The sequence below is a fragment of the Devosia sp. LjRoot3 genome (assembly GCF_964252865.1).
GTDB lineage: Bacteria > Pseudomonadota > Alphaproteobacteria > Rhizobiales > Devosiaceae > Devosia.
In genome coordinates this window covers 525,436-547,071 of the sequence record NZ_CAXUPK020000003.1, presented here as the reverse complement: position 1 = coordinate 547,071, position 21,636 = coordinate 525,436, and the positions used below count along the sequence as shown (strand labels likewise).

General features: G+C 63.2%; 21 protein-coding genes. 6 read left to right on the top strand and 15 right to left on the bottom strand.

What is annotated here, in order from left to right; translation table 11 throughout:
• Positions 1–13 precede the first annotated feature (13 nt).
• The 9 genes from ACSQ2A_RS13690 to ACSQ2A_RS13650 all read right to left on the bottom strand — a co-directional run bounded on the left by ACSQ2A_RS13690 (position 14) and on the right by ACSQ2A_RS13650 (position 9,283).
• Positions 14–1,309, bottom strand: a complete 1,296-nt coding sequence (locus ACSQ2A_RS13690; protein WP_436072671.1) for a PQQ-dependent sugar dehydrogenase — start codon at positions 1,307–1,309, stop codon at positions 14–16.
• 143 nt (positions 1,310–1,452) lie between these two features.
• Positions 1,453–2,412 (bottom strand): ABC transporter substrate-binding protein, encoded by a 960-nt coding sequence (locus tag ACSQ2A_RS13685; RefSeq protein ID WP_436072670.1) that lies wholly within the window; start codon positions 2,410–2,412, stop codon positions 1,453–1,455.
• Positions 2,413–2,436: 24 nt separating this feature from the next.
• On the bottom strand, positions 2,437–3,408 hold the full coding sequence (locus tag ACSQ2A_RS13680) for an ABC transporter substrate-binding protein (RefSeq protein WP_436072669.1): 972 nt from the start codon (positions 3,406–3,408) through the stop codon (positions 2,437–2,439).
• A gap of 46 nt (positions 3,409–3,454) precedes the next feature.
• On the bottom strand, positions 3,455–4,372 hold the full coding sequence (locus ACSQ2A_RS13675) for a sucrase ferredoxin (RefSeq protein ID WP_436072668.1): 918 nt from the start codon (positions 4,370–4,372) through the stop codon (positions 3,455–3,457).
• Positions 4,372–5,349, bottom strand: coding sequence for an ABC transporter substrate-binding protein (locus tag ACSQ2A_RS13670; protein WP_436072667.1), 978 nt, complete (start codon positions 5,347–5,349; stop codon positions 4,372–4,374). The genes ACSQ2A_RS13675 and ACSQ2A_RS13670 overlap by 1 nt, the downstream gene beginning before the upstream one ends.
• Positions 5,350–5,380: 31 nt before the next feature.
• Positions 5,381–6,349: an ABC transporter substrate-binding protein gene (locus ACSQ2A_RS13665; RefSeq protein WP_436072666.1), complete on the bottom strand. Its 969-nt coding sequence runs from the start codon at positions 6,347–6,349 to the stop codon at positions 5,381–5,383.
• 14 nt (positions 6,350–6,363) lie between these two features.
• Positions 6,364–7,425, bottom strand: coding sequence for a FecCD family ABC transporter permease (locus ACSQ2A_RS13660; protein ID WP_436072665.1), 1,062 nt, complete (start codon positions 7,423–7,425; stop codon positions 6,364–6,366).
• Positions 7,425–8,447: a FecCD family ABC transporter permease gene (locus tag ACSQ2A_RS13655; RefSeq protein WP_436072664.1), complete on the bottom strand. Its 1,023-nt coding sequence runs from the start codon at positions 8,445–8,447 to the stop codon at positions 7,425–7,427. Before ACSQ2A_RS13655 ends, ACSQ2A_RS13660 begins: the two co-directional genes overlap by 1 nt.
• On the bottom strand, positions 8,444–9,283 hold the full coding sequence (locus ACSQ2A_RS13650) for an ABC transporter ATP-binding protein (RefSeq protein WP_436072663.1): 840 nt from the start codon (positions 9,281–9,283) through the stop codon (positions 8,444–8,446). The genes ACSQ2A_RS13655 and ACSQ2A_RS13650 overlap by 4 nt, the downstream gene beginning before the upstream one ends.
• A 168-nt stretch (positions 9,284–9,451) precedes the next feature.
• Between ACSQ2A_RS13650 and ACSQ2A_RS13645 the strand changes: the two genes are divergently transcribed.
• Positions 9,452–9,772, top strand: a complete 321-nt coding sequence (locus ACSQ2A_RS13645; RefSeq protein ID WP_295414865.1) for a hypothetical protein — start codon at positions 9,452–9,454, stop codon at positions 9,770–9,772.
• 78 nt (positions 9,773–9,850) lie between these two features.
• Entirely contained in the window at positions 9,851–10,102 is a 252-nt protein-coding gene (locus tag ACSQ2A_RS13640; RefSeq protein ID WP_295414863.1) for a GlsB/YeaQ/YmgE family stress response membrane protein, read from the top strand.
• A 69-nt stretch (positions 10,103–10,171) separates the two neighbouring features.
• Here the strand turns inward: ACSQ2A_RS13640 and ACSQ2A_RS13635 are convergent, their stop codons facing one another.
• The 6 genes from ACSQ2A_RS13635 to ACSQ2A_RS13610 form a co-directional block, all read right to left on the bottom strand.
• Positions 10,172–10,957, bottom strand: coding sequence for a DUF1684 domain-containing protein (locus tag ACSQ2A_RS13635; protein ID WP_436072662.1), 786 nt, complete (start codon positions 10,955–10,957; stop codon positions 10,172–10,174).
• Entirely contained in the window at positions 10,954–11,715 is a 762-nt protein-coding gene (locus ACSQ2A_RS13630) for an ABC transporter ATP-binding protein (RefSeq protein WP_436072661.1), read from the bottom strand. The genes ACSQ2A_RS13635 and ACSQ2A_RS13630 overlap by 4 nt, the downstream gene beginning before the upstream one ends.
• Positions 11,712–12,521 carry an ATP-binding cassette domain-containing protein gene (locus tag ACSQ2A_RS13625; protein WP_436072660.1) on the bottom strand — a complete coding sequence of 270 codons (810 nt, stop codon included), beginning with the start codon at positions 12,519–12,521 and terminating at the stop codon, positions 11,712–11,714. The genes ACSQ2A_RS13630 and ACSQ2A_RS13625 overlap by 4 nt, the downstream gene beginning before the upstream one ends.
• Complete coding sequence (locus ACSQ2A_RS13620) at positions 12,518–13,366, bottom strand: ABC transporter permease (protein ID WP_436072659.1); 849 nt, start codon at positions 13,364–13,366, stop codon at positions 12,518–12,520. Before ACSQ2A_RS13620 ends, ACSQ2A_RS13625 begins: the two co-directional genes overlap by 4 nt.
• Positions 13,363–14,310: an ABC transporter permease gene (locus ACSQ2A_RS13615; RefSeq protein ID WP_436072833.1), complete on the bottom strand. Its 948-nt coding sequence runs from the start codon at positions 14,308–14,310 to the stop codon at positions 13,363–13,365. Before ACSQ2A_RS13615 ends, ACSQ2A_RS13620 begins: the two co-directional genes overlap by 4 nt.
• A 132-nt stretch (positions 14,311–14,442) precedes the next feature.
• Entirely contained in the window at positions 14,443–15,927 is a 1,485-nt protein-coding gene (locus ACSQ2A_RS13610; protein WP_436072658.1) for an ABC transporter substrate-binding protein, read from the bottom strand.
• A 280-nt stretch (positions 15,928–16,207) separates the two neighbouring features.
• On the opposite strand from ACSQ2A_RS13610, the gene ACSQ2A_RS13605 reads away from it, so the two are divergent.
• From ACSQ2A_RS13605 to ACSQ2A_RS13590, 4 genes are all read left to right on the top strand, one after another.
• Positions 16,208–16,660: a hypothetical protein gene (locus ACSQ2A_RS13605; protein ID WP_436072657.1), complete on the top strand. Its 453-nt coding sequence runs from the start codon at positions 16,208–16,210 to the stop codon at positions 16,658–16,660.
• Positions 16,661–16,761: 101 nt separating this feature from the next.
• On the top strand, positions 16,762–17,736 hold the full coding sequence (locus ACSQ2A_RS13600; RefSeq protein WP_436072656.1) for an acetylxylan esterase: 975 nt from the start codon (positions 16,762–16,764) through the stop codon (positions 17,734–17,736).
• A 67-nt stretch (positions 17,737–17,803) separates the two neighbouring features.
• The gene (locus ACSQ2A_RS13595) at positions 17,804–18,808 is read left to right on the top strand and encodes a LacI family DNA-binding transcriptional regulator (RefSeq protein ID WP_295414849.1); all 1,005 of its coding nucleotides are present in this window, start codon (positions 17,804–17,806) and stop codon (positions 18,806–18,808) included.
• 721 nt (positions 18,809–19,529) lie between these two features.
• Positions 19,530–21,437, top strand: coding sequence for an ABC transporter substrate-binding protein (locus tag ACSQ2A_RS13590; RefSeq protein ID WP_436072655.1), 1,908 nt, complete (start codon positions 19,530–19,532; stop codon positions 21,435–21,437).
• Positions 21,438–21,636 lie beyond the last annotated feature (199 nt).

Genomic DNA, 21,636 nt, shown 5'->3' with positions numbered 1-21,636 from the left:
GTCAAGTCCGACCTCAGGCGCCCGTGACGCGCCAGATCACGTCGCCGACGTCATCGGCCATGAGCAGGGCCTTGTCGGCGGCAACAGCGACGCCCACCGGACGACCGAAGGAGTACTTTTCATCGGCCGAGAGGAAGTCGGTGAGGATGTCGCGCGGGAGGCCCACAGGCTTGCCGTTTTCGAAGGCGACGAAGGTGAGCTTGTAGCCGCTCAACTTGCTGCGGTTCCAGGAGCCGTGCTGGCCGATGGCCATGCCAGCGGGGAAGCCGGGCAAGGTGCCTTCGGGAACCCAGGAGAGACCGAGCGAGGCCGTGTGGCCGCCAAGCGCGAAGTCCGGGTGATCCTGCTTGGAGGCAGGGTGCGCGGTGCTCTGCGGCACGCGATCGTCGACGACGCCCCAATAGGAATAGGGCCAGCCATAGAAACCGCCATCGCGGACTGAGGTCAGGTAGTCGGGCGGGGTCTCGTCGCCAAGACCGTCGCGCTCGTTGACGACGGTCCAGAGCACGTCGGTGGTCGGCTCCCAGGCCATGCCGACGGCATTGCGGAGGCCGGCGCCATAGATGCGCGACTTGCCGGTGGCGATGTCATATTCGTGGATGCAGGCGCGGTTTTCTTCGGCTGCAATGCCGGCATCGCCGATATTGGTCAGCGAACCGACGGCGACATAGATCTTGGTACCGTCCTTGCTGGCGATGAGATTGCGCGTCCAGTGGCCGCCGGGGACGAGGTCCATCAGCTTCTTGCCGGGCGTGGTTATCTTGGTCGCTTCGGGATCGTAGGGATAGGCGAGAAGCGCATCGCTGGCGCCGACATAGAGCGTCGAGCCGATGAGCACCATGCCATAGGGCTGACGGACGTTTTCGATATAGGCGTGGCGGATTTCGGCGGTGCCATCGCCATCGGCATCGCGCAGCAGGGTCACGCGATTGGGGCTGGTGCCCGAGGCGCGGGCGCGCTGCATGGTGGCCGACATGGCGTGGTCGAAGAGCGAGCTGGGCTTGCCCGATTCACCCATGGATTCGGCGATCAGCACGTCCCCATTGGGCAGCACGTAGATCTGTCGCGGATGATCGAGGCCCTTGGCGAAGGCATTGACCTTGAGGCCTGCAGCGGCGGTCGGCTTGTGATTGCCTTCCCAGCCCTTGGCGGTCGGCATTTTCAGCGTCGGGATGCTACCCTGCGCCTTGGGGGCCGGGATGTCGGGCTTGGAGCCATAGACCGGGGACTTGTTTTCGCCGCCATGACGGAGCGTCACGGCTACGGCGCCGATGGCGGCAACGATCTGGGCGAAAATGGAATTGCTCATCGCGGCATCTCGAATGACATGTATGGAACGGAAGCGGGCCATCTTCTTATCACGCTGTCAGTTCTGCGAAAGCCGGAATCCCTGACATAAAACGATCATCCCCGCTTTCGCGGGGATGAGGTGGTTGGACAGTTTTTGGGCGGTTAGCGCGGCATGGGCACGAAGTCGCGGCCCGAGATATTCGAGATCAACATGTAGCTGATGGCGCCCAGTGCGTAATAGGACGCGGCCGAGGCTTCCTCGCGCGGGATGACGATGAACTGGTTCTCGCGGCAGGCATGCAGGAACTCGCAGAAGTTGGGCATGGCCGTTTCGAGCGCGCCGATGGCATCGGCCGGGGTCTGCAGCGTGTCGGTGCGGTAGGTCGCAAAGACGAAATCGGCGTCGAATTCGGGCAGGGTTTCGGCGCTGAATTCGGCGCTTTCGCCGACCGGGATCTCTTCGATCTTGGCCGGGAAGGTGAAGCCGGCGTCGCGGAGAACCTTACCCAGCGTGCCGTAGGTGTGCTCGATATAGAGTTTCCCGTCATTGGCCTGGATCACGCTGGCGCTGATCGAGCCGGTGTCGATCAAGCGCTTGATCTGGGCGATCTGCCCTTCATAGCGGGTCTTGAGCACGGCAAGGCGCTCTTGGGTGCCGGTCAATTCGGCCAGAACATCGAAAATCGCGAAGGCACCGCGTCCGTCGTCGTCGAGAACGACGGTCGGGGCGATGGCCTGCAGTTGCTCCACGTCGGCCTTTTGCCACGGGGTGGTCAGGATCAGGTCGGGTTCGAGGGCGGCGACCGCTTCGACGTCAGCGGGCAGATTGCCGACGAACTTGATGTCCGAGTTGTCGAAATCGACGCCGGTGAGAACCTTGCTGGAGCGGATGAAAGGGACGTTTTCCGGCGTGGTACGGCCGTGGCTGCCAAGCGGGAAGACGCCAAGCTCGATCAGCGGGACGGTCAGCGAGAGATCGTGCAGCGAGACGATGCGCAGCGGCTTGGTGGGGATTTCCACCGTACGGCCAGTGTCGTCGGTAAAACTGCGGGTTTCCTGGGCGGAGACGGCGGTGAGCCCGGCAAGGGCCAGGATGCCGGCGGCAACAAGCTGTTTGAACATGGGAGGTTCCCTGCGGTTGAAGCGTTATTCGGCCAGTGCGTCGAGATCGCGGCCGGAAATGGCGGCGAGGACGGCCGAAGCCATCATGCCGGCGGCGGTGTAGGAGCGGGCGACAGCGTCTTCGCGCGGCACCAGCACGAAGCGTTCGCCGGTGCACGCGGTCAGGAACTGGCAGAAGCTGGGCGTTACCGTTTCGATATCGGCGATGGCTTCCTGCGGGCTTTGGCCGCGGGCGGCGTCATAGGTGAGGAACATGAAGTCGGCATCGAAAGCCGGGAGTTCTTCACCGGAGAAGAAGGTGCGCTCGGTGCCTTCGAGGCCATCGATCACGGCAGGGAAGGTGAAGCCGGCATCGCGCAGAACCTTGCCGATGACGCCATAGGTGTGCCAGGCCGCGATCTGGCCTTCCTGGGTCAGGATGATCGAAGCGGAGATGTTCCGGTCGCCGATAACGGCCTTCACCTGGTTGACCTGCGCCTGGTAGCGCGACTTGAGGATCGCCAGCTTGTCCTGGGTATTGGTCAGCTCGGCGATGTCCTCGAAGGTTGCGAGTTCGCCGCGCACATTGTCTTCGACGAAGACGGTCGGAGCGATGACTTCGAGCTGCTCGGCGGTGGCTTCCTGGAAGCTTGAGGTGATGATCAGGTCGGGTTCGAGCGCTGCGATGGCTTCGAGATCGGCAGGCGAGCCGCCGACATTGACGATGTCGGAATTCTCGAAGGTGACGCCGGTCAGCGTCGCGGCGCCGCGCATGAAGGGGCCGGCCTCGCCATTACGACCGAAGGCGCCGACCGGGATGATGCCGAGTTCGACCAGCGGCACGGTGAGCGAGCTGTCATGCAGGGTGACGATGCGCTTGGGCGCAACGGGGACCTCGACGGTGCGGCCGGCATCGTCGGTATAGGAGCGGGTTTCCTGGGCAAGGGTCGGCGCAGCCAGCAGCAGGGCGAGGCCCGCCGTGGCGATCAGGGCGGCGTGGCGGGGTAGGATCGTCATTGGTAGTCTCCAGAGTCGCTTCGGGTGGGGCCCGTATTTGACGTGGTTAGTGTGCTGCTGCCTTTGGTTGGGCGATGACCTCGTCCACGCACCAGCGCAGGGTCATCTCGCCGCCGCCTTCGGCGACGACGCCGCAATTGCCCTGGACCATGAAATCCTGGGCGTGCATGCGAATGGAAAGCCGGGCCCCGGCAAGCTCGGCTTCGAGGGTAAGAAGGTCGCCTTCGTGAGCGTCTTCGGGAATGTCGCCGCCGAGGGAGACGGCTGATGTACCAAAGCCATTTTCGGAGGCCCATTTGAGCGCGGCGAGTTCGGCCACCTGGGCCGGTTCGGGCTCGTCGGAACGCCCCTTGTAGGTCGGGAGATAGACTTCGTTGCGGCCGATGGCGTCGAGAAAACCTTCGGCGTGCTCGGCGGTCATACGGCCATAGCGCTGGCGCTGGGGCATGACGACGAGCGAAGCGGCGAAGCGGCAGCCGCCGATATGGGTGGCCTGGACAATGTTGAATTCTGCCGGGTCGGCGATCTTGACCAGGGCCTTGTAGGTGGAAAAACCGTGGCGGGCGCAACAAGCGTCGCGCCGGCTATCGGTGCAGCAGATGATGGTCGGGCGTGTGTCGGGGGCGCCAGCAAACACCTTGCCGCCGATATAGTCGCGGATGGCGGCGATCAGTTCGGCCTCGTCGGAAAAATCTGCATAGACGTTTTCTGGCAGGGCGTGGAGCGTCGGCAGCTTGCCTTCTGCCTCGACCTTGTCGACCAGCGCCACATGCAGCTTGGCATGGGCGGCTTCGTGCAGAGCCTCGGAGAGTTCGGTCGACATGTCGACCGACTCCCAGCGCGGCACCCGCCATTTGCCGCGGGGCCAGGCGAGCATGAGGACGCGCTTGGGCGCGTCACCCGTGCCGGCCAGAGGCTCGCCGCGTTCGTGGCAGAGATCGGTGCAGAAGACGTGCTTGCCCATTACTTGGCTTCTTCAAATGGAACGAAGGAACGGCCGGCGACATGGGTTTCGACGAGATCGAGCGCGAGGTCGAGGCCGGCCATGGTGCTGCCGAAAGTGGGGCCGGGCAGCAGGACCATTTGGCCCTTCTGGCAGGCGGTGAGGGCCTGGCACCAGCCGGGTGCGAATTTTTCGTAAGCAGCGCGCACGGCTTCAGGTGTCGCGTCGGGCTGCTGGCGATAGAAGCCGAAGATGAAATCGGCATCGAGTTCCTGGATCAGCTCGGCGCTCCATGAGGCCTGGGTGGCTTCGAGGGCAGACACGGCTGTGGGCTGGGCGAAACCGAGATCGGAGAGGACCTGGGCGATGGCGCCGAGATTGGCGCGATAGACCCAGAGTTCCTCGCCGGCCGGGAACATGAAGGTCATGGTTGCGGAGACGGCGGACGTGTCGCCGATATAGGATTTGGTGCGTTCGACATTGTCGAGATAGCGCTGGTAGCGAGCTTCGAAATTGCCGGCCTGGCCGCTGACATCGGCGAGAGTGCGGAGGGTTTCGACGAGGCCGAGGGCGCCGTTGTCGATCACCAGGGTCGGCGCGATGGCCTGAAGCTGTTCCACAACGGCCGGGTCGGTATAGGTGCCGCCGATGATGAGATCGGGCTGCAGGGCGGCGATGGCCTCTAGGTCGAGGGCGTTGAACTGGCCGACATATTTGATGTCGGTGTTCGAATAGTCGATGCCGAGCGTATCCATGCCGCCGCGGAGGAAGGTCTTGCCTTCGGCATCTACTCGACCAGCACTGCCGACCAGAGCGGCGCCCAGCTCATAGAGCGGCAGGGCGACAATCTGGTCGTTGAGCGCGACGATGCGCTGCGGGGCGACGGGAATGTCGAACGTGCCGTTGGCGGCGGTGACGGAGCGGGTTTCCTGAGCGATGGCAGGGAGGGCGAGGCCGAGTGCCAGGGTGAGGGCGGCGAGAGCAGTGCGGAAGATCATCGGATAGTCTCCACGAGAGGTCAGAGCGGAATTACTGGAGGGCGCCTTCGACCGGCGTTGCCGGATCGCCATCGGCGGCGGCTTCGAGCAGCGGCACGAGGAAGTCGACGGCGACCGGGATGGAGAGAAGCTCCTGCCGAGCGATGGCGGCGAGATGCTCATCGGTGAGGAAGATTTCGCCGCCATTGGCGCTGGCCTTGAGGAAGGGGCGAGCGGGGTAATCCAGCGATTCCTGCAGGGCCGCCGAGCCGCCATACCAGACAAGGACGTCGGCATCGATCGGCTCGATAAGTTCGGGCGACACGAGATTGAAGAAGGCAGTTTCGGTGATGTCGTCGAGCGCGGTTGGCGTCACGAAGCCAAATTCGTTGAGGAATTTGGCGCGGATGTCGAGCTTGTTGAAGGCGCTGAATTCGCCTTCGACGATGCGGCCGACCACGGCGGTCTTGCCGGCCCATTCGGGGTGGCTTTCGCGCACTTCGGCGAAGCGGGCATGGATGGCGTCAATCTGGCGCTGGGCTTCGGCCTCGGCGCCGATAGCGCGGGCGGCGATCAGGGCGCGCTGGTCCCAGGGCAGTTCATAGTCGCCGAGGCCGCTGGGAATGGCGACGACAGGGGCAATGAGGCTGAGCTTGGCATAGAGGTCTTCATCTATGCCGGAGGCGAGGGCGATGATGACGTCGGGATTGGTTGAGGCAACCAGTTCAGGATCGATGTCGCCGGCAAAGACCACGGGCTCTCCGGCGAGCAGCGACTGACCCCAGGGGGGCGTGGTGGAGGGGAACTTGTCGCGCCATTCGCGCACGATGACGGGGGTGACGCCGAGCTTGAGCAGGTTGCCGATGCCACCGTAATCGAGGCTGGCGACGCGCTCGGGTTTGGTCTCGATAACTGTCGTGCCGAACTTGTGCTCGATGGTGACCGGGAATTCCTGGGCGAGGGCCGGTGTAGCCATGGCGAATGCCAGGAGGGCGGTGAGCAGGCTTGAACGAAACGACATGAAATCCTCCAAGATCAATGCGATGCGGTGGAACGGCTGCGCACCATCAACACGATGAAGAGCGGCACGCCGATAAGGGCGGTGAGCAGGCCGGCGGGAATTTGAATGGGTGCAAAGGCGGCGCGGCCGACGAGATCGGCGAGCGAGACCAGTACGGCGCCCACCATGGCCGTGATCAAGAGATTGAGGCCGATGCCGGCTGGCGCGATGCGGCGCGCAGCGTGCGGTGCGATGAGGCCGACAAAGCCGAGCGGGCCGACAACTGAGGTGGCGATGGCGGCGAGGGCCACGGCGATGCCGAGCTGTAGATTGCGGATCAGGCGGGTGCGGACGCCGAGACTGACGGCTGTCGCCTCACCCATGCGGGTAGCCGAGGAACTGCGGCTGATGGCGAGGAGGGCGGGGAGCAGCACGGCGCACCAGATGCCCAGCGTCCAGACATCGCTCCAGCTTGCGGCATTTATCGACCCGGCGAGCCAGGAGAGGGCGGCCATGGCGCGGTCGATGTCGCCATAGGTCATCAGCGCCGAGGTGATCGACGAGATGAAAGTCGATAGGCCGATGCCCATGAGGATGAAGCGAATGGTGCTGCCGCCCTGGCGGGTGTGCGACAGGCCCTGAATGGCGAGGGCAACGAGAATGGCGCCGGCAAAGGCGGCCCAGGGGCGCAGGGCGCCGGAAACATCGGGGAAGACGACGGTCAGGGTGACGACGGCCAAGGCGGCGCCCTGGCTGACGCCGACGAGGGAGGGATCGGCGAGGCCGTTGCGGGTGGTGTTTTGCAATGCGGCGCCTGAAAGGGCCATCATGGCGCCGACAAGGGCGGCCACGAGAGTGCGCGGGAAGCGGAATTCCCAGACGACATTGTCGATGGCGCGGCTGATGCTCAGGCCGCGCAAGGTGTCGATCACCTCGTTGAGCGCGACGCCATAGGTGCCGGTGGCAAGGCTTACGCAGCACGTGAGGAGCAGGACCAGCGTAAGGAGGGCCAGTGCGACGAGGGCGCGGACGGGGAGGCGGAGGGCGATTCCCTCGGACTTGCTGCGGAAAACCCAGTGGTGGGCCGGAGCGGACATCAGCGGGTCCTCCGGCGGACGAGCTGAACGAAGAGCGGCGCGCCGATCATGGCGGTGATGATGCCGGTCGAGATTTCGCGCGGCGGGATGGCGATGCGGGCAATGGTATCGACGCCGAGGAGATAGACGGCGCCGGCCAGTGCTGCGTAGGGCACGATCCAGCGGTAGTCAGAGCCGACATAGAGGCGGACGACATGGGGGATAACGAGACCGATGAAGCCGAGCGGGCCGGCGAGGGCGACGGAGCAGGCGGTCAACACCACGACCACAGCGAGCAATTGTACTTTCAGCGCGCCGGTTTTTACGCCGAGGCCCTGGGCCACTTCATCGCCCATGGCGAGGACTGTGACGCGGGGGGCGAGCAGCACGCCGCCGATAAGGGCAAGCGCGATTGGCGGGCCGACATAGAAGAGAAGGGTGATGTCGCGGCCGGCTAGACCGCCGGTGAGCCAGACGCGCAGGTTTTCAAAAGTGTCCTGATCGAGCAGGTGGATCACGGAGATGACGGCGCTGAGGAAGGCGCTGATGGCCGCGCCGGAGAGGGTCAGGCTGAGCGGGGTGGCGCCGCCGGGCACGAGGCGGGCGATGATGTAGACGACGAGCGCAGCCCCCAGCGCGCCGAGCATGGCGATCCAGGGAATGAAGATCATGCTGGTGAGGCCGAGCACGCTGGTGGCGATGACCACAGCGAAGGCTGCGCCTGAGGTGAGGCCGAGGAGGGCTGGATCGGCCAGCGGATTCCGCGTCACGCCCTGCATCAGGGCGCCAGCGAGGGAGAGGCTGGCACCGACAATGACCGCCAGCACGGCGCGGGGCAGGCGGAGATTGCGTACGATGACGTGGTCGAAAACGGTCTGGTCGAAGTTGAACAGAGCCTCGATGACTGTGCCGAGCGAGAGTTGCTTGGCGCCGACGGCGATGTGCAGCAGGAAGGCGAGGACCAGAACGCCGAGAAGCACCGGAACGCCGCTCCAGGCCCGGACGGGATGCGTGCCGGCATTGGGGGCGACGATGGTGCTCATTGTGCGGTCACGGGTGTTGCACTGCGCATGCGCGTGCCGGAGGGGACGCAGACCATGCGGCCGCTATCGGGGTCGCGCAGCACCTTGGCATCGAGGCCGAAGACCTGCTTCAACCGCTCGGCGGTGAAGATGTCGTCCGGCGTGCCGGCGGCGACGATGTGGCCATCTTTCATCATCACCAGATAGTCAGCATAGGCGGCGGCGAGACTGAGTTCGTGCAGCACGATGACCAGGGTTCGGCCGCGCTGGTGGGCGAGACCAGCCAGCAGGTCCATGAGGTCGACCTGCACCTTGAGGTCGAGGAAGGTCGTGGGTTCATCGAGAAGGATGAGGTCGGTTTCCTGGGCCAGCACCATGGCGACCCAGCAGCGCTGACGCTGGCCGCCTGAGAGCGTATCGACGCTGCGATCGGCAAAATCGGTGATGCCGGCAATGTCCATGGCGCCATTGACGGCGTCTTCATCGGCGCGGGTCCATTGGCGCAAGAGGGTCTGATGCGGGAAGCGGCCCTGGGCGACGAGTTCGCGCACGGTCAGCCCTTCGGGGGCAATGGGGCCCTGGGGCAGGAGGCCCAGCTTGGCAGCGACGCTCTTGGTGTCGAGGCGGTGGATGTCCTTGCCATCGAGAAGAACGCTGCCGTTGGATGGGGTCAGGATGCGTGCCATGGTCTTGAGCAGCGTGGATTTTCCGCAGCCATTGGGGCCGATCAGAATGGTGATCTCGCCGGTGGGAATCGCCAGGTCGACATTGTCGAGCACATTGGTGCCGCCATAGCCGACGCTCAGCCCGATGCCTTCCAATCGCAGCGTTCGCTGCGTCGTTGCACTGCCTGACACGGGCTTCCCTTATATGACTAGGATTGTCTTGTTTTGCCTGTAGCAAAGCTCGGACGGGCATTCAAGCCGAAGCAGTACGAGTTGGTACGGATGCATTCGATGTGACTGCTACACGTCGGGTTTACCTCTATTTGTTAGGGTCTTCGCTTATGGGGCGAGGAGGGTTCCATGATGCAGCCACTTGGTATGCTGGCTATTGTTGGATTGATGGTGCTCGCAGGATGCAGTTCCGGAGAGGCGCCGCTGGTCGCTGGAGGGCCGACACCGACGCAGGCGATCGATGCCATGCTCAGCAATGCTCGTATTCTCGAACGCCAGCGGGTCGCGATTGTCGAAGATCGGGTGAAGCTTGAAGCCACCGATTGCGCCAAGCACCCCAATGGCGTCGTTACTTGCCGGGTGCGGCTCTATTCGATCGGACGAGGCTGGTCGGCACCGAGCATGGGGCGCTTCACTGAAACGGATGGGCGCTGGGCCTTCGATTTCTAAGGTCACGCAACCGTTTGGTCCCTGCGGCGTTGATTGGAGCGGCTCGGGTCGAGCCGTCTTCTCAATTGTGGGGTTCACATGGGCGACGCAGGTATCGGCTGGATTGCAGCGATCATTATCGGGGGTCTGGCAGGCTGGATTGCATCCAGCATCATGAAGACCAATACCGGAATTTTTCTCAACATCGTGCTCGGCATCGTCGGTGCGCTGATTGCCAGCTTCCTCTTTGGCATCATCGGCATCTCGTTCGGCGGCTGGCTCGGCTATCTGGTCGCGGGCCTCCTGGGCGCCTGCATCCTCATTGCCCTTGTACGCGCTGTCAGGCGCTAGAGCCAAAGGTTCAAAACAAAAGGCCCGGCAGCGGTGACGCTGCCGGGCCTTTTGCCGTCTGGATTCAGATCAATCGTGGAGGCGTTTTTCGCCGGCCTCGATACGGATCGGCAGCACGTTTTCGGCCGGCGGCAGCGGGCAGACGGCGTGTTCGGTGAAGGCGCAGGGCGGGTTCAGCGCCTTGTTGAAGTCGAGGACGATGGTCTTGTCGGTGACGTCTTCGCCGAAGACGAAACGGCAGGCAGCATAGGTGCTGTCGCGCGAGGTCAGGTCGCGGATGACGAACTGCGGGGCTTCCGCCGTGCCATGGGTGGCGAGCAGTTCGTAGGTGACGCCATCGCGGGTGAAGACGGCCTTGTGGGTCGCTTCGACTTCGGTTTCGATTGCCTTGGAGGTGCTGATGGTCAGGCCCTTGGGGGCTTCGAAGGCAACCCAGTCGGCGGTTATGCGCCAGGTCGGGTCGAGCGGGAAATATTCGAGCGGCTGTAACTGGTTCGGTGCGTCCGATGTCGTGTCGCGTACGCGTAGGGCATTCTCGCCATTGAGCGAGGTGACCTCCAAAAGCAGGTTGCCGGCGGTGAAGCGCGGCGGGCTGTATTTTGAAAGCTTCAGCACCTGGGCGGCGCTGCCATCGGCGGGCGTATAGGTGACTTGGCCGTCGCTATCCTGGGTGAGGCTGCCGACATAGGACGGGCCGGAGGAGAGGATGATGTCATTGTCCGCGGCGGCGCCGACGGTGACGGTGCCTTCGGCGAGCCAGACGCGGGCGATGATGTTGAGCCAGCCATTGGGCGCCTTGAGCGCGGCGAGGCGCTTGGCCTGCCATTCGGCATATTGGGTTGCGTAGTCGGTCATGAAGACACCTCGTGGAGGGTAAGGCGCGGCACGCTGGCAAGCAGGCGCTGCGTATAGGGATGTTTGGGATTGGCAAGGACCGTGGCCGTGTCGCCGGCTTCCACCACGCGGCCTTTTTCGAGAATGACGATGCGCCGACAAAGCGCGGCGACGACACCGATATCGTGCGACACGAACAGCAGGCTCATGGTTTTGCTAAGGCCGGCAAGGAGGTCGACGATGCGAATGCGGGTCGTCAGGTCGAGGGCGCTGACGGCTTCGTCGGCGAGCAGAAGGCGCGGGCCGGGCACGATGGCGCGTGCAATGGCGATGCGCTGGCGCTGGCCGCCGGAGAACTGGTGCGGGAAACGAGTGCCGACGTCGCGATCGAGGCCTACGGCTTGAAGGGCGTCGCCTACCATCTTGTTGTGATCGCCGGGGATTTTTAGCGAGCGCAGGGGTTCGGCGATGATGGATTGGATCGTCTGGCGCGGATCGAGCGAGGAATAGGGGTCCTGGAAAACCACCTGGGCCCGTCGGCGGAAATCGCGCATGAAGGCGCCATTGCCGGGATCGAGCGGTTTTCCATCGAAGGTGATGCTGCCGCTGTCGGGCCGGGCGAGGCCGAGGAGGAGGCGCAGTAGGGTGGTCTTGCCCGAGCCGCTTTCGCCGACAAGGCCGATGGTGTCGCCGGGGGCGATCTCGAGCGAGACGTCATCGAGAATGCGGCGGTTGGCGGTGTAGCCGAAGCTGACGTGGTCGACGCGGACGAGGCTCATGCGCGGCCCTCCATGGCATCGTCGAGGCGACGGGCGGCGACGAGGAGGCTCTTGGTGTAGTCGTGGCGCGGGTTGCCAAAGACTTCGGCGACCTCGCCTGCTTCGACGGTTTCGCCCTGACGCAAGACCACGACGCGCTCGACCGTGTTGGCGACAACGGGAAGGTCGTGGCTGATGAAGAGGAGGGCCATGTTGCGCTCGCGAACCAGGCGGTCGAGGAGGCCGAGGATTTCGGCCTGGGTGGTGACGTCGAGAGCGGTGGTGGGCTCGTCGGCTATGAGCAGGTCGGGCTTGCAGGCGAGGGCCATGGCGATCGCGATACGCTGTCGCTGACCGCCGGAAAGCTCGTGCGGATAGGATTTGGCGATGCGCTGCGGCTCGGGCAGGGCGACTTCGTCGAGGAGCGCGAGGACGGCTTGATCGAGCGCCGCGCCGGAGAGCGGGGCACCATCGCGCTGGGCGCGGCGGGCGAGTGGTTCGGCCACCTGCCTGCCTACGCGCATTAGTGGGTCGAGAGCGGTAAGAGGTTCCTGGAAGACAATGGCAACGGCGGTGCCGCGCAGCTGGTTCAACTCGCGATCAGGCGCGCCAATGACTTGCTTGCCGGCGAGAATGGCGGAGCCGGAGGCCGAGAGGCCGGCTGGCAGGAGGCCCGTGGCGGCAAGCGAGGTCAGCGATTTGCCGGAGCCGGATTCGCCGATTAGCCCCAGGCGTTCGCCGCGATTGAGCGAGAGTGACAGGTTCGAAACCAGCGCCTTGCTGCCGGCATGGACGGAAAGATTTTCGAGGGAGAGAAGAGCGGTCATCGGGCGCGCCTCGTCGGGTCGATGGTGTCGCGCAGGCCGTCGGCCAAGAGGTTGACGCCGATGGCGAGGGAGACCAGCGCAATGCCGGGGGCGATGGCGCCGAGAGGGGCAGTGTACACCGTGCCCTGGGCTTCCTGGAGGATGCGGCCCCATGAGGCGTTTGGCGGCGGGGCGCCGAGGCCGAGATAGGAGAGCGAGGCTTCGGCGATGACGGCGAGGCCGAATTGCAGAGCGAAATTGACCGAGAGGGTGGGCCAGATGTTGGGCAGGATATGGATGGCGACGATTTTGGGCCACCCACTGCCCGAGGTGCGGGCGGCGGTGATGTAGTCCATCACCAGTACGCGCTTGGCGAGGATGCGGGTGAGGCGCGCAACGATGGCCGAGAGGGCGATGCCGAGGGCAACGATGGCCGACCAGAGATTGGCCGTGTCGCTGGCTGCCACCACCAGCATGGCGATGAGCAGGGTGGGGAAGGCGATGAGAATGTCGAGTGTCGCCGCCAAGGCGTCGTCGAGCCATTTGCTGGCGAAGGCGGCGAGAAGGCCGATTGTGACCCCGATGACAGCGCCAATGGTGACGGCGCCAACGCCGACGATCAGGGCGATGCGGCTGCCGATCATCATCTGCGTGAAGAGATCGCGCCCGAGACGGTCGGTGCCGAGCCAGTGGAGGAGGCTTGGTCCCTCGAGGCGACCGCCGGCCATGGCGGTGGGGTCGTAGGGGAGCCAGACGAGGGTAAGGAGGCCAATGGCGACGTGAAGGCCGACCAGCAGTATCCCGGCCTTGAGGGCCAGGGAGTGGGATTTTTTGTCGGCGGGAGCGGTCACGGTGGCGGTGCTCATGCCAGCGCCCTCCCGCGACCGCGGAGACGCGGATCGATGAGGCGCTGGATGATATCGGCGGCAAAGCCGATCAGCAGAACGAGAAGGGTCGAGATGAAGAGAACGCCCTGCACATTGGGATAGTCGCGCTGCTGGATGGCGAGGAGCAGCATGGAGCCGAGGCCGGGCAGCGAAAAGACGCGCTCGATGACCACGGCGCCGAGGAAGGTGCTGGCGAGTTCGATGCCGAGAATGGAAATGACCGGCACGGCACCGTTGCGGACGCCATGGCGGATGAGGGCTTCGGGGAAACTGGCGCCGAGGGCGCGGGCGGTGCGGAGAAAGTCGCTGCCGAGAACGTCGAGCGTGGCGGCGCGGACATAGCGCAAGAGGGAGGCGCCCATGACGAGGCCAATGGTGAGCGAAGGCAGGATCATGCCGGTGATGGCCTCGCCGAAATTGGCCCAGCCTTTCAAGGGGAAACCGCCCGAGGGGAGCCAGCGCAGATTGATGGAAAAGAGCGTGACCAGCAGGATGCCGAGCCAGAAGACCGGGATGGCGATGCCGAGCTGGGAGACGACGGAGATCGCCGCGCCGTACCACTTGTCCGAGCGGACGGCGGCGATAATGCCGAGCGGGATGGCGAGGACAAGGGCGACGAGGAAGCCGAAGAAGGTCAGCGGCAGGGTGACGACCATGCGATTGCCGATCTCGCCCAGCACCGAGGCGCGGCTGACGAAGGAGGTGCCCAGATCGAGCCGGGCAAGATTGCCGATGAAGCCGACGAACTGGACGTAAAGCGGCTGGTCGGAGCCGACCTGGGCGCGGGCGGCGGCGATCTGTTGTTCGGTGGCGCCGACGCCGAGCAGGGCGTTGGCGGGATCGCCGGGGAGGAGGCGCAGCAGCACGAACAGCACAACCGCTGCGATGAACAGCGAGGCGATGAGGATCAGCGTGCGGCGGATGGTGTAGGCGAGAATGGTTTTAGTCCTTGCGCGATATCAGACGCGACAATAGCGGGGCCGTAAAGGCAAAGCCACCGGCCGAAGGGCCGGTGGACAGAGTGTTCACAGTCAGAAGCTTAAGGCGCTTACGGCCTATTCGCTCTTCTGGATGTCGTAGGCGAAGAACTGGGAGTTCAGGCCGTTGATCGGGTAGCCGGTGACGTTGGCGGCCGAGACGACGATCTGCGGGTAGAGGTAGAGCCAGTTGCCGGCTGCGTCTTCCGCGATGATCTTGTTGGCCTCGGTCAGCTTTTCGACCTGTTCGGCTTCCGAGCCTGCAGACTCAGCGTCGGCCACGAGCTTCACGACGTCTGGGTTGTTGTAGCCCCAGTAGAAGTCCGGGTTGCCGTAGAAGACGATATCGCGGTGGTTGACGTGCTCCTGCAGCGTCGCCTCGAAATTCTTCTCCTGGTAGATCTTGGTGTACCACTCGTTGGCCGTGATGATGTTGATGTTCACCTTCACGCCGATCTTGGCATATTCGGACTGCAGGAACTGCGCCACGATCGGATGCGGATCGTAGTCGGGCGTGTCGAGGGTGAATTCAAAACCATCGGGATAGCCGGCTTCGGCGAGCAGGGCCTTGGCGCTTTCGACGTCGTAGGCATCAACGCCCGTGAGATCGACATACCACGGGTCGGTCGGCGGCACGAAGGAGCCGATCAGCGTGCCATAGTCACCCCAGATGGAGTTGAGGAGGCGTGCCTTGTCGGTGGCGCGGGCCAGGGCCTTGCGAACCTTGACGTTGTCGAAGGGAGCGACGCGGTCGTTATAGGCCAGCAGTTCCTTGGTGGTGGAAGCGCCTTCGGTGACGGTGAAGGCCGGGTTGCCGGTGAACTGGGCCAGGGAATCCGGGCTCTGCACCGAGGTGATCACGTCAACGGCGTTGGTCAGCAGCGCGTTGTTGAGCGCGGTGGCGTCGGTGAAATAGGTGTAGACGACTTCGGCATTGGTCGGGGCTTCGCCCCAGTAGCTGTCGTTGCGCTCGAGAGCTAGGGCCGAACCGCGGCGCCATTCGCCGAGCGAATAGGGGCCGGTGCCGTCTTCGGTGGCGGTGATGTCGGTGGCGGCGTCGTTGACGATCCAGACATAGGAGAGGTTGTAGGGCAGCGAGATCGAGCGGGCCGAGAGGGTGATCACGACCGTCTTGTCATCGGGGGTTTCGATGCCGGTGATGGTGGAGAGGCTGCGCTTGCGCGAGCTCTTGGAGGCTTCGGCGGTGACGCGCTCGATCGAGTACTTTACGTCGGCTGCGGTCAGCGGGTCGCCGGAGTGGAAGGTGACGCCGTCCTTCAGGGTGAAGGTATAGGTGAGGCCATCTTCGCTGGCTTCGTAGCTTTCGACGAGCTTGGGCTCGACCGAACCGGCATCGGTCAGCTGGAACAGGGCTTCGTAGACGTTGCCGTTGAAGGCTTCGTTGATGCCTTGGCCAGCGCCGGCGGTGTTGTCGAGGTTCTGCGGCTCATAGAGCGAGCCGATGCGGATGGAGGCGTCCGGATTGAAGTCCTGCGCGAGGACGGAGGCGGGCAGGGCGACGCCGGCCAGGAGGGCGGCGAGAAGGAGGGTTTTCGTGGTCATGAGACGCTCCAGTTATTGGTTGGCTTCAATCTAGTTCTGCCCGGGATAAATCTCTACCGGCTTGATAGACAATCTTGTGCCGCGCTTGGGCGCATTCAGGCATTTCGTTTTCTTTGAGATCAAGGAAATAGAAATGCGTTCCGGCAGCCTACGCCAGGGGCCGGAGTTTTGAAATGTCATTTCGGCGGCATGTGGTCCGCTGCGCGCTGTCGTGTCCGGCACTCTTAGTGGTTTTCACTAACGTAAAATCTCCGTAAGATTATCACGGAGACGGGCTGATATGATCGACGAAAACGATCCGGATGGGTTTGGTGAGCGGCCTTTGGCCGGGTTCACCCATTCGATCGACAGTCACCTTGCCTTCTATCGTTTCGCGCTCACCGCTTACAATTATCGCTGTGCCATCAGTGGTTTGCGATTTCCTCCTGATGCTCAGATTCTGCATGAGCAGCTTTCGGTGGTGCCAATCCATCCGCGGGAACTCGGCGGTTCGCTGGAGATCGGCAATGCACTGGTGCTGGAAGCCAGCATGGCCGACGCCTTTGCGCGCGGGCTCATTGCGGCCACCGACGACTGGCAGGTGATCGTGCCGCGGCCGGAAGCGCTGGCGGAGGAGCAAAGGCAACACGTGGTGGCAGGGCGGGTGCTGTTCGTTCCGGCCGAACCCATGTTCCGGCCTGTGGCGAAAAACCTGCAATTTCATCGGCTTACGATCGCCAGATACCATCGATAGGCGCGCTGGTCGCGATTGTTGTGGCAAAGCTCGCCTGTGGCTGGAAATTTGCGCACGGCGAGAGCAGGCTGGGGCAGTTTCTTCCATACCAGGATCGTTCCGTGCCATTCCCCGATCTCGTCCACCCCGCGCTTGGTGCCTATCGCAGCGCGGTAGAAATTCCCGCTGATTTTTCAACATTCTGGGCCGAGACACTGGCCGAGGCCCGCGGCATTGGTGGGGCGGTTGTCATCGAGCCGGTGGAAACGACGCTGAAACTCGTTGAAGCCTTTGATGTGACCTTTCCCGGCTTTGGCGGGCATCCCGTAAAAGGCTGGCTGGTGCTGCCGAAGAACAGGGAGGGGAAGTTGCCGCTGGTGGTGCAGTTCATCGGCTATGGCGGCGGTCGCAGCTTTCCGCATGAACTGCTGCACTGGGCAGCCTCGGGCTATGCCTATTTCCGCATGGATACGCGCGGGCAGGGCAGCAGCTGGAGCATGGGCGCGACGCCCGACCCGATCGGCTCGACCTCGTCCATTCCGGGCGTGATGACCAAGGGCATTCTGGACAAGAACGACTACTATTATCGTCGCCTCTTCACCGATGGCGTGCGGGCCGTTGACATGCTCTTGGCTCAGGATTTTGCCGATCCCGAGCGCGTGGCCGTTTGCGGCGGCAGCCAGGGTGGCGGCATTGCGCTGGCGGTGGCGGGGATTGATAGCCGGGTGAAGGCGGTGATGCCGGATGTTCCGTTCCTCTGCGATTTTCCGCGTGCCGTGCGTTCTGCCGGGCGCGATCCCTATCTCGAGATAGTACGCTACCTTGCCCAGCACAGGGATAAGTCGGCCAAGGTCTTCGAAACGTTGCGCTATTTCGATGGCGTCAATTTTGCGCGGCAGAGCAAGGCGGCGGCCTTGTTCTCGGTGGCGCTGATGGACGACATTTGCCCGCCTTCGACGGTCTACGGCGCCTACCAGGCCTTTGCGGGCGCGGACAAAACCATTGTGGAATATGAATTTAACAACCACGAAGGCGGTGGGCCGTTCCAGGATCGCGAGCAGATGAAATGGCTCGGAAAGCGGTTTGGAATGGCCTGAATCGGAGAAATCTTGCTTTATTCAAAAAACGCAAATATTGCGTAGAGGGGTAAGCAGGATTTTTCAGATGCCAAGCAAGCGCGCCAGTCAAGCCGATATCGCCGAAAAGCTCGGGGTGTCCGTGTCGACTGTGTCGCGCGCGCTGGCCAATGAAATCGGCATCAGCGACGCGGTGCGACGCGACGTGCAGCGCGTTGCCCGCATGCTGGGCTATAAGAGCAAGCATGTGCCGGCGGCGGGCAATCTCGACAAGCGCGCCGTCGCCATGGTGCCGCTGAACGGCGCCATAGGCAGCCTCGCGAGTTTTTACCACGGTATCGTGGAGGGTATGCGCAGCCAGGCGGCGGAGTCGGGCATCGTGCTCGATGTGCGGCTGGTCAATGAGGACCTGGTGACGCTCGACTTTGTGCAGCGGCACATGGCGAAATCGGGTGCGGGCGGACTGGTTCTTGCTGGTATCGACCCCGTCGAACCGCTGGTGGAATGGGCGCTGGATGCCGATGTCAGCCTGGTTCTGGCCAATGGCGTTGACCCCAAGATGCGGCTGAGCTCGGTGGCGCCGGCCAATTTTTACGGCGCCTACATGGCGACACAGCACCTGATCGATGCCGGGCATCGCAAGCTCCTGCACTACACCTATCGGCACCGGCATACGATCCTGCAGCGCCGACGCGGCTTCGAGGCGGCCATAGCGGCAACGCCCGATGCCGTGGGCACTATCGTCACGGCCAACGAGAATTCAGGCAAGGAACTGCTGGCTGGCCTCTTGAGCGGCAAGTATGACGCGACGGCTGTGTTCTGCTGGAATGACAGCGTCGCCGTGTCCATGGTCGATGCTCTCCTGGGGCAGGATTCCCCGATGCCGAAGAACTTTTCGCTGATGGGATTTGACGACCTTCCCATCGCCGGCATGGCGAGCCCTCGGCTCAGTACGGTGCGGGTGGATCGCGAGGCGATCGGCCGCGGCGTGGTGCGGCTGCTGTCCCAGCAAATGGACGGCGAGCGGGCGGTGCAGCACCTGGAGATCGGGCTGACGCTGGTTGAGGGCGAGACGGTTCATCCGTTTGAGTGAAGGCTGCTCCAGCCTCTTGAGCTGAACAAGACGTGGTCGTCATTGTCGGGCTTGTCCCGGCAATCCATCTCGCTGCCGCATGAACCACCGGGACAAGCCCGGTGGTGACGATGGGCGTGTGGTTCAGGTCTTTCCTGGCATCGGTAGATCCTGCCAGTGGCCAGCATCTTGGGCTCGATTTTTGGCCTGGTTGTGAGCATCCCAACGCAAACTTTTTTGCCCTCCATGTTGAAAAACACTCGGTTTAGTGCGGTTCTTCGTTCGCTATCCGTCTCGTTCTGCAATGCAATTCCTGCAATATTGCGTAAATTGCGTGAAATGCGCAAATTGCTTGAATTTGCGCAAGATTGTGCATAGCGTTGCACTCGTTCGGTGACGAATAAGGCAGCTGCCGGTTAGCAGACTGTTGGCATCGAACGTGACCTGGGAGGGGAATTGGTGACTCTTCGGCAGTGGCATGCGGAACCGGTACAGGCGGTGCTCAAGGCAGCATCCGAAGGCCGGCCGTTCACTGCCTGGTCGCATCCCAGAAGTCGAGAACTAGGCAAGGCATTGCTCTCCGGCATCGCTGTCGGAGCGTTGAGCCCTGCTGTCGTCATCTTGCCGCTCGTCTGAGCGGTGGGCCGTCCTAGAGGCGGGGTCAATCGATGGCGAGCTGCGGAGGAAGCGGCTCTGCCGAATGTGATTGCCGGGGCAGAACCCGGAATTGGGAGGACTATGTATGGGAAAGAATTTTGCTCTTGGTTTGACCGGAGCCGTGGCCATTGCGGCCATGATGGCCGCGGTTGGACCGGCATGGGCGCAGCAGCAGTCGCCGGTGCTGGACGCGGCTGTCGCCAGCGGTGAACTGCCGCCGGTTGCCGAGCGTCTGCCGGCCAATCCGCTGGTGATCACGCCGGTCGAAAGCGTTGGCACCTATGGCGGCACCTGGCACAGCGCCCTGCGCGGCGGCCTCGACAATGCCTGGATCGGCCGCACCGTCGCCTATGACGGGCTCGTTCGCTATGACCGCGAATGGAAAGAGATCATTCCGAACCTGGCCGAAAGCTGGGAAGTCAGCGAGGACGCGCGCACCTATACCTTCAAGCTGCGCGAAGGCCTCAAGTGGAACAATGGCAAGCCATTTACCAGCGCCGACATCGCCTTTGCGGCCGAGCTCTTCAGCGAGCCGACCTATGGCGCCGGCACTTTCATGAAAAACCCGAACAATCCGGTGAAGGTCGAAGTCGTCGACGAGACGACGTTCAGCCTCGTCTTTGAAAAGCCAAATGGCGTGATCATGGACGACCTGGCCAGCATCAACGGCCTCACGCTGGTTTCGCTCAACAAGGAATATTGCAGCCAGTTCTACCCCAAGTACAACCCGAACGCGGCGGCGGAAGCCAAGGCGGCGGGCTTTGAGACCTGGGAACTCTGGATGACCGACCGCTGCTCGTGGGCGACGGAAACCATCCGCTGGGCCAATCCGGAACTGCCGATGATGAATGCCTGGATGATCGAGGAGCCGCTCAAGGGTGACTCGACCCGGACCACCTTCGTGCGCAACCCGTACTACTGGAAGGTCGATACCGAAGGTAACCAGCTGCCCTATATCGACCGGCTCGAAATGCGCGTTTCGGACTCGCTCGAAGAAATCACGCTGATGGCGCTCAATGGCGAGATCGACTACCAGGATCGCCATATCGCAACCGTTGCCAACCAGCCGATCTTCTTCGATGGTCAGGAAGCTGGCGACTATCGGCTTGGCGAAAACATCCCGTCCAACATGAATACGCTCATGTTGCAGTTCAACATGAACCATGTGGACGAGAAGCGCCGCGAACTGTTCCAGAGCAAGGATTTCCGCGTCGGTATCAGCCACCTGATCGACCGGCAGGAAATCATCGACGTGATCTTTACCGGCCAGGGCGAACCCTACCAGGCCGCGCCGCGTCCGGAATCCCCGTTCTATGACGAGGAAATGGCCAAGCAGTATACCGAGTTCGACCCCGATGCGGCTGCTGCTGCGTTCGAGGCCGCGGGCCTCATCAAGAGCGGTGAATTCTACACCTTTGCCGACGGCACTCCGCTCAAGATCACCATCGACATGATCTCCTCGTTCCGTTCGGAATGGGTCGACATGATGGAACTGCTGCAGCTGCAGCTCGAGGCCGGTGGCGTTGATATCGAACTCAACAATATCGACCGCACGCTCTATTACGAAAAGCGCCCGACTGGCGACTATGACGCCCAGATCTGGCAGGGCGATGGTGGCCTCGATGTGATCCAGGAGCCGCGCTACTACCTGCCGGCCAACGATGAATCGGTCTGGGCCTATCGCTGGGCACAGTGGTTCCAGGGTTCGCGTCCGGAAATCGCCGAAGAGCCGGCCGACTGGGCCAAGGAACAGATGGACCTGCTCAACAAGCTGCGCAGCGAAGGCAATCCGGAAGTGCGTAACGACCTGATGAAGCAGATCCTTGCCATCTCCAAGGAGAACTTCCCGGTGATCGGCGTCAGCCTGCCTGGCAATGGCTACTACATTGCCAAGAACAATATGCGGAACATCGCCGAACCGATGCTGCACGCATACCTGTTCCCGACCCCGGCACCCTATGACCCGTTCCAGTGGTACTTCGACCAGGAATAGGGTCCCTCCCGGCCCCTCGCGACCCCTCCCCAGGGCCGCGAGGGGACTGAAAAGGCGGGTGCTGTGTGTGCCGCACGCCCCCACCCTTTGTCCCTCCCCACAAGGGGGAGGGAGACGATGGAACCGAGACATTTCAGCCTGCGCCTCCCTCCCCCTTGTGGGGAGGGAATGAGGGTGGGGGTGCCTCCAAGGCACCGAG